At 44.1% G+C, this 13,622-nt stretch carries 9 protein-coding genes and 1 riboswitch; of the genes, 6 read left to right on the top strand and 3 right to left on the bottom strand.

Annotation, left to right across the window (positions count from 1 at the left end; translation table 11 throughout):
• Positions 1–123: 123 nt before the first annotated feature.
• From FN961_RS20050 to FN961_RS20040, 3 genes are all read right to left on the bottom strand, one after another.
• Positions 124–2,709, bottom strand: a complete 2,586-nt coding sequence (locus FN961_RS20050; RefSeq protein ID WP_144041950.1) for a glycosyl hydrolase family 18 protein — start codon at positions 2,707–2,709, stop codon at positions 124–126.
• Positions 2,710–2,858: 149 nt separating this feature from the next.
• A riboswitch (cyclic di-GMP riboswitch) is annotated at positions 2,859–2,977 on the bottom strand.
• Positions 2,978–3,227: 250 nt separating this feature from the next.
• Positions 3,228–4,445 carry a M24 family metallopeptidase gene (locus FN961_RS20045; protein WP_144041949.1) on the bottom strand — a complete coding sequence of 406 codons (1,218 nt, stop codon included), beginning with the start codon at positions 4,443–4,445 and terminating at the stop codon, positions 3,228–3,230.
• 169 nt (positions 4,446–4,614) lie between these two features.
• The gene (locus FN961_RS20040) at positions 4,615–5,808 is read right to left on the bottom strand and encodes an MFS transporter (protein WP_144041948.1); all 1,194 of its coding nucleotides are present in this window, start codon (positions 5,806–5,808) and stop codon (positions 4,615–4,617) included.
• 242 nt (positions 5,809–6,050) lie between these two features.
• Between FN961_RS20040 and FN961_RS20035 the strand changes: the two genes are divergently transcribed.
• The 6 genes from FN961_RS20035 (at position 6,051) to FN961_RS20015 (ending at position 13,191) form a co-directional block, all read left to right on the top strand.
• Positions 6,051–7,838: an aminopeptidase P family protein gene (locus FN961_RS20035; protein WP_144041947.1), complete on the top strand. Its 1,788-nt coding sequence runs from the start codon at positions 6,051–6,053 to the stop codon at positions 7,836–7,838.
• A gap of 190 nt (positions 7,839–8,028) precedes the next feature.
• Complete coding sequence (locus tag FN961_RS20030; RefSeq protein ID WP_144041946.1) at positions 8,029–9,327, top strand: DEAD/DEAH box helicase; 1,299 nt, start codon at positions 8,029–8,031, stop codon at positions 9,325–9,327.
• Positions 9,328–9,483: 156 nt separating this feature from the next.
• Positions 9,484–10,122, top strand: coding sequence for a peroxiredoxin-like family protein (locus tag FN961_RS20025; protein ID WP_144041945.1), 639 nt, complete (start codon positions 9,484–9,486; stop codon positions 10,120–10,122).
• 49 nt (positions 10,123–10,171) lie between these two features.
• Positions 10,172–10,804: a DUF2913 family protein gene (locus FN961_RS20020; protein ID WP_144041944.1), complete on the top strand. Its 633-nt coding sequence runs from the start codon at positions 10,172–10,174 to the stop codon at positions 10,802–10,804.
• A gap of 388 nt (positions 10,805–11,192) precedes the next feature.
• Entirely contained in the window at positions 11,193–11,318 is a 126-nt protein-coding gene (locus FN961_RS26215) for a hypothetical protein (protein WP_268241160.1), read from the top strand.
• Between the two features lie 1,090 nt (positions 11,319–12,408).
• Positions 12,409–13,191, top strand: coding sequence for a hypothetical protein (locus FN961_RS20015; protein ID WP_144041943.1), 783 nt, complete (start codon positions 12,409–12,411; stop codon positions 13,189–13,191).
• Positions 13,192–13,622: the final 431 nt, after the last annotated feature.

The raw sequence follows: 13,622 nt of genomic DNA, 5'->3' as shown, positions 1-13,622 counted from the left end.
TAACATGCTCTATTCAATAATCTTTAATGGGAAAAGATGAGGGAGAATAGTTTCTCCCTCATAAAGTATCGTTATCAAGAACAGTGAAAAACGATGGCCTAACTATGACTAAACGATGGAAACTTAGTTGGCACCAAGGTCATTCCAGACTGAGGCAACACCAGGCTCTTCACCTTTTGTCCACCACTTAGCCTGCCAAGTACGTCCATTGTGAGTGGTTTGCTCGCCGCCGTTATAGGCAACACCTGCATTCCACCCCATCTCAACATTACTTTGCAGTGTCCACTGATCAGCCGTTACTGTCGGCTCATTACCTTTAGTCCAATATTTAGCTTTCCAGACCAAGCAGTTATGGCTCACAATCTCACCACCATTGTAGGTAACGGCGTTATCCCAAGCAGGATGATTTCCTGCATCTGGGTCGCTTGTCTCACAACCACCATTTGTGGGAGCTTTGACGGTCAACACGGTTTGAGCCGATGCATCAAGGGCACCATCGGACACTAATACACTTAAGCTATAAGTTGTATCTTCAGTCACTGCAGGTGCTGTCACCACAAGGGAATCACTAGATTGACCCGTTGCCGTTAACCCAACAGGTACTGTCCAGCTATAGGTTAAGCTATCGCCATCGGCATCACTGGCTGTCGCTGCAATACTGACCTGCTGAGCAGAGTCTACGGTGACTGCAGAGTCGAGTGAGACTTGCGGTGCTCGGTTAGCTTGTGGCGCCATGTTGGTTACCGATGTGGTAGCTGTTGCTGATAAGCCTTCTGGATCTGTCACCGTTAGCGAGAAACTATAAGCAACATCAGTATCGGTTGCATTGAGACTTAAACTTGCTTGCGCCATGTCAGCATTCACAAGTGTCACAGCAGGACCCGATGTTTGCGTCCAAGCGTAAGTCAGCCCTTGGTTTTCTGGATCTCGAGACAAACCGCCATCAAGCACGACTTCACTTGGACCGGTGACATTCTGAGCACTGCCTGCATTGGCAATCGGCGCCTTATTCACTGGCGGCGTTGTGCCCTCTCCATGACCTAAGCCTTCATGCATAGCATTGAGGATGTCACCATTATCGGCATCAATCTCCCAAGCAAACAGGCCACCAAGCTGATTAGCCGTAACATACTGACCTTTAGCAATGACAGAACGCGCATTATCAAACGTGATTAAATCCCCTGTTGATGGCTTAAAGACGTAAGGTGCTTCAGCAACTTCATCATACTCATACTGCCATTCACCCGACATGTACTCATTGGCTATCTGACGGTAATCAACCACACCATCTTCCCAGGTCCCTTTCACTTTACCTGTTGCTGTGCCTGTAAACGGATTGCCACCTTGGTAACCGCTAACGCCAGTCCAGCCACGACCATACATGGCAGCACCGATGACGATTTTCTCAGGCGTCACACCTTGTGCTAACAATGCATTCACGCCGATTTGAGTGGTATTCTTAGTATCAGGCTTCCAACTAGCAGCATAAAGTGCAGTCTGGTGGTTCAAGTCAGTGTTTGACCATGCACCGTAGAAGTCATAACTCATCAAAAAGATGTTATCCATGTACTGTTGCGCTGCTTGATAATCCACCATGGCTATCTTATCTGCACCAGCACTGATCGCTGATGTAAGCTCATAGGTTTTACCTGTCTCAGCACTCAGCGTATCTAACATGGCACGAAGATCTTTCATCAAGAGCACATAGGTTTCACCGTCTGTCTCAGGATTGCCTAAGTTCGGATTCGCGCCGTTACCACCAGGGAACTCCCAATCAATATCGACACCGTCAAAGAACTTCCAGGTTTGCAGGAACTCTTTAACCGAGGCAACGAAACGAGCACGCTTCACATCATCATCGAAAAAATAGAAAGGGTCCGACAGAGTCCAGCCACCTACAGAGGGTAAGATCTTCAAATCTGGTTGCGCTTGCTTAAGCGCCATCAATTGACCAAAGTTGCCCTTGTAGGGATCTGAATGCTCACTCACTCCACTTTGAGGCATCTGCACTGCCGCCCATGGATCATGAATCGCCACCTTAAAATCTTCCCGTCCACTACAGGCGCGCTGCAATGCTTGGAAGCTACCTTCAATCTCTTTTAAGCTGTCATTGATGCCATCACCACCACAGATTGGCGTGAAGCCATAGAGGATATGAGTCAAATTTTTAGTTGGCATCTTATCCACAGGGAACTTACGTCCGTAAACACCCCACTCAACAAAATAACTCCCAACCACCTTGCCTGACTTATTGATATAAGGCCTATTATTCTCACCAAATTGGGTATCTAGCGGTAATAGGTGACTGCCATCAGTATCGGCAACGAGGATCTCTTTCCCATCACTTAACGTACAACCATCGGCATTACATAACGCCACTTGCATCTGGTAGCGACCACCTTGGCTGATATTAAATGTGGCAGAACCTGACGCCGTTGAAGTGCCCGACCAGACCTCAACGCCGTCAAATAGTACCTTTGCAGTGTCACCTAGCTCACCACTCCATAAGTTCCAATTTACAGACACTTCTGCGGCGTCTTTAATTGTCACAAGTTGGTTATAAGCCGTGGCAGCTTGGTTTACTTCTATAATGGAAAACTTAGTTTCGCCCCAACCTATGGTCGGCTTCCCTGGCGTTGCAGCATAAGCTGATGTGGAAAGAGTACTGGTGACGATAAGCGCTGCCAGAGAGAGTTTAGTGTTAATCATAGGGTGTCCTTATTGCTTTTATTTTTATAAATTATCAATAAGGCAAGCAAAGCATGAACAGGAGTGAAACCCATTCTTAATACCATGAGCATCTGAGACGTGACCTTTTCGGTTCTTAGTGTCGTCAAATACCACATGAAGAAACTTCCTGTAACATCCCCGCTATCATAGGAACAATACTATTTTGAGAATGCGACCTTCTCAAAACTATCCCCTTAGACCGGAAGCTTTGCGTCCCAACCTTTCAGTTGGTTTGCCTTTGTACATATGTAAGTTACTGCGCTAGATGACAACGCTGTCATCTGCTATTTAGAATAGACTTAATTTGACTTGATATGCAACACAATAATTTAACATATTTTAAATTACTGATTTTTATAACTTAAAATGTGATTATTTTACTGTTTATTGCTAGAGGTGAGTTTTAATGAAGAAAAGGAGTTTATTTAATTTGCATGAAAAACAGGAAAGGCATCCACTAAATTTGGATGCCTTTAACCATGAAAAATATTGACTTTTTACGCTTCGTAACCGAACGGATCATCGATTGAGTGAGCGGGCTTAGTGAACCAAACTGGGCCGGTGTCAGTCATGTAAAAGTGATCTTCATGACGTACACCAAATTCGCCAGGAACGCATAGCATGGGTTCGTTACTAAAACACATGCCTGCCGCAAGTGGGGTTTGATCATTAAGCACTAAATAGGGCCATTCATGGATATCTAAACCTATACCATGACCGGTGCGATGAGGTAAACCTGGTACGTTATAACCTGGACCAAAACCTGCCGCTTCAAGTACGTCACGCGCAGCTCTGTCTACACTGGCGCAAGTGGCACCAATTTTAGCGGCATCAAATGCGGCAATTTGCGCATCTTGCTCATATTGCCACAACTCACGCTGGCGAGGACTTGGAGTACCAAATACAAATGTACGGGTAATATCAGAGTTATAGCCCTGTAACTGACAACCTGTATCGATAAGCACTGTATCATTTAAATCCAGTACTTTAGGTGATTTAACCCCATGAGGATAGGCACTGTCTTCACCAAAGAGGACGATACAAAAGTACGAACCAGCAGGTGCGCCTACGCGTTTGTGAGCCTCATTAATAAAGGCCTCAACTTCACCGACAGTGATCCCTTCACACAGAATACGAGCAACGGCTTTGTGCACTTCTAACGTCATGTCTTTCGCACGCTGAAGCAGGCTAAGTTCTGTAGCAGACTTGATCATACGACACCTTGCTGTGACTGATTTAGCATTCACATAATCAAACTGGCTGTGGGCTTGACGCACGCCATCAAAGATAAAGAAGGCAGCAGATTCATCGATGCCCACTTTGCCGCTATCAATGCCCATCTGTGCTAATACATCACCAAATAAAGCATAAGGACTTTCATCTTCCTGCCAAGTGTTCACCTTGCCTTCGATGACCATAAAGCCTAGCAGCGTGTCCACTTCAAATGCTGGTGCGATATATTCAAGCTCACCCTTTGCAGGAATAATGGCACCCACCATACGCTCACTGGCATACCAGCGTGTGCCAGTGTAGTAGTATAAGTTGGTTCCCGCATTAACGTAGATAGCTTCAATTCCCTGAGCAATCATTAATGCTTGGGCTTTTTCAATACGCCCGGTAAATTCTTCATGACTGATAGGCCCTGTGCCTTGAGTCATGTCGGTTAATTTTGCTAGCTCTTGCTCTGCGGTTGAACCGCCTACACCTAAGGTCATCTGCTTACCCTTTTATATTTTTTATATCAGGAAAACGCTACGTAGTTCCTGACTTTGTCGCTATTTGTCTATGACCTTGCTGACCAGTCATAAAATCAGAATCTCTTTTTAGCATAAAATATACAAAGTGTCAGTGAATAGTTTTTTCATCACCCAGCAAGCTCACGTGTTAACTCACATCCAAGGCATTTGAGTTGCTTTTAGCGTATCGCCACCACGCCATCAACAAAAGTTGTAATGCGATGAAAGGCAAGCAGATATTGAGCAGCAACTGCCAACCTAATTGATGAATAACCCAACCAGCGCTGAGAGAAGCCAGCGCTTGAGATCCAAACACTAAGGTGTCATTCAACGCCTGTACCTTAAAGCCCTCTCCTTCACGGTAACATTGAGGTAGCAACACTGTGCCACCCACAAACAATAGATTCCACCCTAGCCCTAGCAGTACCAAAGCGCTCCAATAATTCAACAACTCACTGCCCATGAGCGCGACAACGATGGTTACCAGATAAGCGCCAAGGCCGACAAGCATCATTTTGGTGACTCCCCATTTGGCCACAAAGTAACCGGTAAAAAGAGAGGGAAGGTACATCGCAATAATATGGCTCTGAATAACCCACTTAGTATCCGCCAATGAGTAATGTTCATTATGATGCATATGCAAAGGCGTGGCAGTCATCACAAAGCTCATCATGGCAAAACCAATGATTCCGCCAGCAATGGCAACCCAGATCTTAGGTTGGCTCAAAATGGCCCCAAACGTTCGCACATCATTGTGGGTTATATCCGTTTGAGCGTGGCTCAACTTGGCGGGTTCACGATAAAAACACAGGGTGATCGCCGCTAATGTGCAGATAAAAGTGAGAAAAACAAAAGCGCCCACATAGGGAACGTCGATAATCTCACTCCCCAAAACCGCCAGTTCAGGCCCTAGAAATGCTGCCACTAAACCACCGAGCAAAACTCGAGATGCCGCCTTGGCACCTAATGCTGGCTCCACCGCTTCCATGGCTGCAAAACGATATTGCTGCACGACGGCTCCGCCTGTACCAAGCAATACACCACTGATGCAAAAAAGCGTAAAGTTACTGTCGTAGGTGGCATAAGCTGCAATAAGCCCCGCAATAGCTGCCAGCACTGAACCTGAGATGAAGATAGGTTTACGACCAAAGCGACGCATCAATTGCGTCACTGGCAATACCGATATCGCCACTCCTATCACCATTGCAGTAATCGGCAGTGTCGCCAAACCGGGTTCTGGCGCTAATTCAATACCAATAATGCCTCCGAGCAGCATCATCATCGGTGCTGCGCTCATTGCAAAAGCTTGAGCTAAGGTCAAAATCCACACATTAAATGGCATTTAACACTCCCGTTAAGCCCAATTTATCATTCACTCTAATCTAATTGATTCAAACAAAAATGTACTAATTAATAACAAGTAAAATGTTTCAAAGTTTACACATCTCGTCAGTACACGGCTAAAAATCATCAAGCGCTAACTTCCCTCACCTGATTTGAACTGCGATAATCGGCCGCAATCCTATAACGAAAAACAGTGATGAGCGTCTCATAACCAGTTCATCAATCATAACCGGAGCCTCTATGACACCAACGATAGCCTCACGCCTTGATGCAGTACGCAGTGAAATGGCAAAAGAGAACCTCGACGCTTTTATCATCCCTCGCGCCGATGAATATTTAGGTGAATACGTACCTGAGCGCAATGAGCGTCTGCAGTGGATAAGCAACTTCACCGGTTCTGCTGGCATGGTTATTGTGCTAAAAGACAGCGCCGTTATTTTTGTTGATGGTCGTTACACCGTGCAAGTAAAACTACAGGTCGATGGCGAGTTGTTTCAATATCTTAACCTGACCGACACGCCACAAATTCAATGGTTAACCGACACCTTAACGGCTGATGCCCGTATCGGTTATGACCCACGTTTACATCCTCTTAGTTGGCAGAAAAAAGCACTATCAGAGCTCACCAAATCCTCCATGCAGCTTGTGGCGGTTGAAGAGAATCCAATTGACCTCAATTGGCAAAACAGACCTGCCATATCAAACGCACCCGCTATCTTATTTGATGCTAAAAGTGCAGGAAAAACCAGTCAACAAAAACGCCTTGAGATAGGTAAAATTGTAGCGAAATCAGGCGCAGATATGGCCCTTATTGCCGCTCTCGACTCCTTCTGCTGGTTATTGAATATTCGTGGCAATGATGTGCCTCGTCTGCCAGTGATTTTAGGCTCAGCCCTGCTTCATGCAAACGGAGACATGGTGCTATTCACTCAGCTGGATAAACTGCCAGCTGGCATCGCAGCTCATGTAGGAGAGGGAGTCAGCTTCAGAGCCGAATCTGAGCTACAGTCGGCATTGAATGAGCTCTCAGGCGTTAAACTACTCGCCGATCCAAATTCTGCCAACGCTTGGTCACAGCTTACCGCCGAGCAAGCAGGTGCCAGCTTAATTGCCGGTTTCGATCCGGTATCGTTAACCAAAGCGCAGAAAAACCCCAGTGAACTTGCTGGCATCAAAGCCTGTCATATCCGCGATGGTGCAGCTGTTACACGCTTTCTTGCTTGGCTTGATGCAGAAGTCGCAGCGGGTAATTTTTATGATGAAGGCCAACTGTCCGATAAACTGGAGACATTCCGTTTAAGCGATCCGCAGTACCGCGAGCCCAGTTTCGATACGATCTCAGCCGTAGGCGGTAATGCCGCCATGTGTCATTACAACCACAATAATGGTATCCCAGCATTAATGACCAATAACAGCATCTACTTGGTGGATTCAGGGGCTCAGTATCTTGATGGCACCACAGATGTGACGCGCACTATCGCCATCGGACAGGTCAGTGATGAACAAAAGAAGATGGTCACCTTGGTCTTAAAAGGTCACATTGCATTGGATCAGGCACGTTTTCCTCGCGGCACCACGGGGCAACAATTGGACGGCTTTGCTCGTCAGTACCTCTGGCAACATGGGTTTGATTACGACCACGGAACAGGTCATGGTGTGGGTCACTTCTTGAGTGTGCATGAAGGACCGCAGCGTATCGCCAAAAACAGCAATGATGTCGCGCTTCTCCCCGGCATGGTGCTCTCTAACGAACCCGGTTATTACCGTGCTAATGAGTTTGGTATTCGTCTGGAAAACTTAGTCTATGTTCGCCCGTGTGAAGCACTGGCTGGTATTGAGCGGGAGATATTTGAATTTGACGCGCTCACGATGATCCCAATGGACTCTCGCCTTATTGAAAAGAGCCTGCTCACCGATGCGGAAATAATCTGGTTTAACGATTATCACCAACTCGTTTGGACCAACCTATCACCATTAATGCAAGGTGATGAATTGGCGTGGTTGAAAAGCGCCACTAAAGCTATTTAAAATAACAACATAAAAAGCGGCCTTCTCAAGGTCGCTAAGCCCACAAATCCTAGGAATAACGTCATTCAGGCATTGCTGTTAAACGCGTTGTAAACTTGCTATACTCCGCCACCGCCATTTTGATGGCATTTTCAGTAACTCCAGACAAAATTCGCTGGCGTATGAATTGGTTTATTACAGGAAACCCAAGATGAGATTTGAATCTTTTAGTTTTGCTCCCGAGATTTTGCGCGCTATCTCTGAATGTGGTTATCAGAAAATGACGCCAGTTCAACAAGAAGCGATCCCTACCATTCGTCGTGGCCAAGATGTGCTAGCCAGTGCCCAAACAGGTACGGGGAAAACAGCCGCATTTGCGTTGCCTATTTTACAGAGAATGATAGATAAGCCGAGTGAGACTCAACGTTCTAACACTCGCGCGCTGATATTGACTCCGACTCGTGAGCTAGCAAGCCAAATTGCTGACAATATCAATGATTACTGTAAGTATTTAGAAGTGTCTGTTTTAACCATCTACGGTGGTGTAAAACTTGAAACTCAAGCACAAAAAATTAAACGTGGCGCGGACATTATTGTCGCGACACCAGGTCGTTTACTCGAGCACATCCAAGCGTGTAACTTGAACCTGTCAAACGTCGACTTTCTCGTATTAGATGAAGCTGACCGTATGCTAGACATGGGCTTTATTGCCGATATCCAAAAGATACTGCAATCGGTGAATAAGAGCAGCCAGAAGATGTTGTTCTCGGCCACATTCTCTTCATCGGTTAAAAAGTTAGCTAATGACTTATTAGTTAAACCTAAGCTCATCTGCGTTGATAAGCAAAACACTACCGCAGATACTGTCAGCCAAGTGGTTTATCCGGTAGAACAACGTCGTAAGCGTGAACTAGTTTCAGAGTTGATCGGTAAGAAAAACTGGAAGCAAGTACTGGTCTTTACAGCAACGCGTGATGCAGCAGACAAGCTTGTCAAAGAGTTAAACTTAGATGGAATCACTTCATCAGTTGTCCATGGCGAAAAAGCTCAAGGTAACCGTCGTCGTGCATTACGTGAGTTTAAAGAGGGTAAAGTACGCGTATTAGTCGCAACTGAAGTGGCGGCTCGTGGTCTGGATATTCAAGATTTAGAATATGTAGTTAACTACGACCTACCATTCCTAGCTGAAGATTATGTTCACCGTATTGGTCGTACTGGCCGCGCTGGTAAATCAGGTGTTGCGATTTCTTTAGTCAGCCGTGAAGAGGAACGTACCTTAGCCGATATCGAAAAGCTTATCGGTAAAAAGTTACCTCGTATCACCATCCCTGGCTATGAAGTGGGCAGCCGTGAGCTATTGATTAAGCAACTACAGACTCGTCGTAGTTTTGCCAAGAAACAGCACCGTCAAGATAACGTATCTGAGCAAGTTGTCGCTGAACGCAACATGCAAGGTCGCCGCGTAAAAGTGAAAAACTCATCTAACGCTAAGATTAAGAAATCTAAATAAGCTTATACAAACTTAATTAGATTAATGCCGCTCCCACATGAGCGGCATTTTTGTATGTGCTTTTTAAGATTTAGCTCTCAAGCGTAAATCACTGCAACAAAATCTTAGCTTCCTCGGTCTGTTCAGCATATCAATTTCATTAGGAAGCAAACCAAGATGTTCACCAAAACACTGACCGTACTACTGTTATGTTTAACCAGCCTCTCTTTCCATGCTGTCGCTAAGCCCATTGCCAGCGATGAACTCAATGTTATGCCGTTAATGAATGGCCAAACCTTACCCTCTGCTCAGGTGAAAACCCTCGCTGGTGAGACGGTCGATCTATTAACCTTAACCGATGGGAAACCCAGTATTATTTTCTTCTATCGTGGCGGTTGGTGTCCATTTTGTAATTCACAAATGGGTCAATTAAAAGAGATAGAGCCAAAGTTAATAGAGATGGGGTTTCAGCTTATCGGGATCTCCCCAGACAGCCCTGAAAAACTAAAAGCCTCAATGATAGATCAAGACCTCTCCTACACTCTATTGTCTGACACCGATCTTAATGCCATGCAAGCCTTTGGCCTCGCTTACTACACCAGTGAAAAAACCACCAAGCGTTACTTAGCTAAGTTAAAGCTCGATAACCTACTCAAGGTCACGCCAGAAGGTGATAAACGCTTGGTTTTACCTGTACCCGCTATCTATATCAGTGATGCAAAAGGACTTATCCACTTTCAATATGTGAACCCTAACTTTAGAGTGCGACCCGCGGCAAAATTAATAGAAACGGCAGCGAGTTTAGTTCCTATGTAGGTTATAATCCCCACTTTCATAGAACAGAATAGAACTGAATAGAAACTCAATGACAGAGCAAACCTATAATCAAGCCCTTTTGGAACTCGTACAAGCAGGGCTTGCTGCGCTCGAACAGAGATCAGCTAATACCAGTGCAATTAATACAACCACAGCTGAAAGTCACTTTCTATGCAGTTGGATGGTTCAAGCATTAAAAGAGCGCCGTTTTGCAAAATTAGTCGCAGATGATCTGACTCACTGGATCAGCATTGCAAGAAGCATGGGCGCTGGTGCTCAGCTGCCATTAATGTTTAAACGGATCAATACGCAATACAGTGCTGTAGTGAGCTCAAAACACTTAGGTGATGCCCTACAAGCAATGCTGACCGAACTCGAGCAAAATGACTGGCTGGTGATTCTAGATGCCGAAGTCGACACTAAGCTTAAATTAGCCAGTGATGGACGCAACAGCTTGATAATCTCGGCTGAACAGTATCAAGGACGCATCAAAGAGCACAAAATCATTAAATCGATCACCCTGTACGTGCGCGCTGATGAGCAGTTATTGGCACAAGCAGCCGCCAAACATGGTTTATTAGTGAGCCAGGGCGATAAGAAGTCCAGCTTGATTAAGCATCATAAAGCGTACCGCGTCTTTCCAGGCAATAAGCAACCCGCTTTGGCGTTGTTACTGGATTAACAGTTCCTCCCCATAACAGGTTTTTTGGCCTTCGAATGAAGGCTGATGACATTTTCTTAATTTTAAGTTTATTATTTTTGGGCGGTATTTCTGTAAACCATACCTTCATCGTTATCTATCACCTGCGGTGAGATTTTGTGCAGATGCTTCTGTTCATCTATCTCTTCGGGTTAGCTTTACTTGGTAAAATGCTGTAACTCGTTTCAGCCTAAAGTTACCTAACCTTCAATTAAGCCGTGTTGGCTCGTATTGTGGAGATTTAGATTAACTTTTTACCTCGCTTAGATTAACAATACTTTAAGAAAATATTTTTGTGAGCAAAATCAAACTCTAAAACTGTTCGGCATGCAATCTTATCCCTTGGTATTTAATGAGCTAAGGTTTCCCCATGGAGTTTGTAAAGAGTGTCCCAGCCCTTTTTTCAGTGCTGACGAGTATCGCAGGTGTTCCGATTGTCGTTGCCATTATTGGAGTCATGATAAAAAGTCTGCAAGGTATCTATAGACAAGAATAATATTCACTGATAACAAAGTCTGCACCACAGAATCAGCTAGCTTCAAATGAAGCTTGATTACTTTTTCTGATCTGGTGCATTTGGCTGATTTGGTATTGGTTAGGTTATTTAAGACCATACCTTCATTGATATTTATCGCTTCCCAGCGGGGGATGTGCACTATTTCTTAGAGAAGGTTCTACGAAACGCCGCAAGCACGTCTGACCTCCAGGGATGGAGGAAATGCAGAAAAATGTCTGGAACATTTTCTGCCATGTGGTCTCTACCAAAACAAATAGCTTCCCTGTTAAAGTGCCAGTTCGGCATCCCAGCCTCTCGCTCGAAGAGTATCACTACGCGATACCTCACCTTGTTTTGGAAGCTCGCAGCCGCACCTTCACTTGCTGATTTACAAGAATAGTATCTCTGCGATTTGGCTTCGTCAGTAACTTAATATCCGAATTTCTGACTAATTTCTGCCGCAAAGTTAGCTAACCTTCGAATGAAGGCTGATTACATTTTCTATGTGTTAACTTTTATCTGAATTGGTGTTGGGTGTGTTGTTGAATCTTGTATCTTCATTGCTGCTTATCGCCTCCAGCGAGGTATGTGCAGCTACTTCAGTGACACGACACCAGTATATCCCTATAGCCTCGGCCGTGACGTCTGATGTGAATGGATTCACAAATGCCGTAATGACATGGATGTCATAGAACGGCCATGTCACGGACGGTCACTGCCGCATCTACACCTGTTCATCTATCTCTTCGATTTAGCTTTACTTGTTGGGATTTGAAACTGATTTCTGCCCCTTTATCAGTTTCAGGCGATAAGCTGCACAGATTAGGTAACAAGCCAGTAGACCTACTTTTACTAATCGATAAATGACGTTACTGATTACATTCGATAACACATTAATATCAATGCTCACTTTGCAAATTTTCGTTCTCGTTTATTTAGTACGACTCTGGTAGAGTGCTTATAAATCAATAGCTTTACTTTGGTAGGGCTTGAAAACAGATTTATTAAATGCGCTTTTTGCCAAATATACGCGCATGCGCACTATACGAATGTCAGGCTAAAAGCATTCATTTAACAATAAGGTATAAAGTTGGAAAAGGTTAGAATTAAACTGCTATTTCTTGGTCATCCTAGACATGAAATAGACAAAAAGAAGTTACTTGGGCTTAAGTCCAAGTATTTTGAAGTCGTTGGTATTGAATCTAAAGAAAAGCTACCTGAGGCAAAAAAAAATGATGGTTTTTTGGATGTAGAGTACTCTGTCAAAGAAGTCAGTAGTATGGTTGGTTCACCAAAAAATAACGATATTACATTTGCTATTATGAACTATCGGTATGATGATGGCTTTTATCTACATAGATTGAACCCTAATGCAGTGTGCTTATCTATATCTGGTGTCGACCAACTTTTACTGAATAACAGCATCTCGCTAGAAAACTTTATTATTAAGAATATTTATGAAGTTGTAGCACTTAGTTTTGCTCTTGATTCTGTATGTAGTGAGGAGGCCTACAATATTGTTCATGTTGATACAAGAGGGTGTCTATTCGATATGAATGGGGACAAATTTGATATCATCTACAACACTGAGAGTCCATGTATTTGTAATGAGTGTAAGTCGTTCATCAATGGAAAAAACATACCTGAAGGGTTTGTTTCAGGCTTGGAGAAGGAACTTAAAAAGATCCGTAAGCCACTCTTGTCGAGAGTTGAAACTTTTATTAAGAAATACCCCTTGTTTTCTATTGGCTTAACATTATTTAGCTCATTTCTGATTAGTGTTCTGGCTAGTTTATTTGTTGAGTATTTAAAATTGAATGTTAAATTCACAGAACTATTAACATCTATTTTGGTATGTGCTTCAAATTCTTAGCCTAACAAATGGATTAAGAGCGACAGCTAACCTTTGGCGCTTTTGGCTTGATTGGGTATAGTGATTACGGTGGCTTTGCTTGGATTTCGTGGCAGTTAGCCGAGTTTTAGTAAGGCGTTGCCACATCTCGGCTTTCCATACTTTATCTAATGGGTAATTGTCATTTCCAGAGCTTTAGATCTAACGAATTTTTGTCCAAAAATGAGTTAGCTACTCGAAGAACCTAAATGTGATCACCAAGGGACTTTGTCGTACCTTAACTACCAAGCGACTTTGTCGTTTTTAATAATTACCAAGGGAAATTGACGGATCTAACTTTTAGTAGTTCTCTGATTGCCACTGTGAGCTTTTAGAGGTTACTAAGGATGATCATTATGGATTCTCAATCCCAACTTACTGTTGATGTGATTGCTAAGGTTACTCAAGGCAAA

The organism is Shewanella hanedai (assembly GCF_007197645.1).
GTDB lineage: Bacteria > Pseudomonadota > Gammaproteobacteria > Enterobacterales > Shewanellaceae > Shewanella > Shewanella hanedai.
Note: the sequence above shows the minus strand (reverse complement) of the source record. Positions and strands in the feature narration are given on the sequence as shown.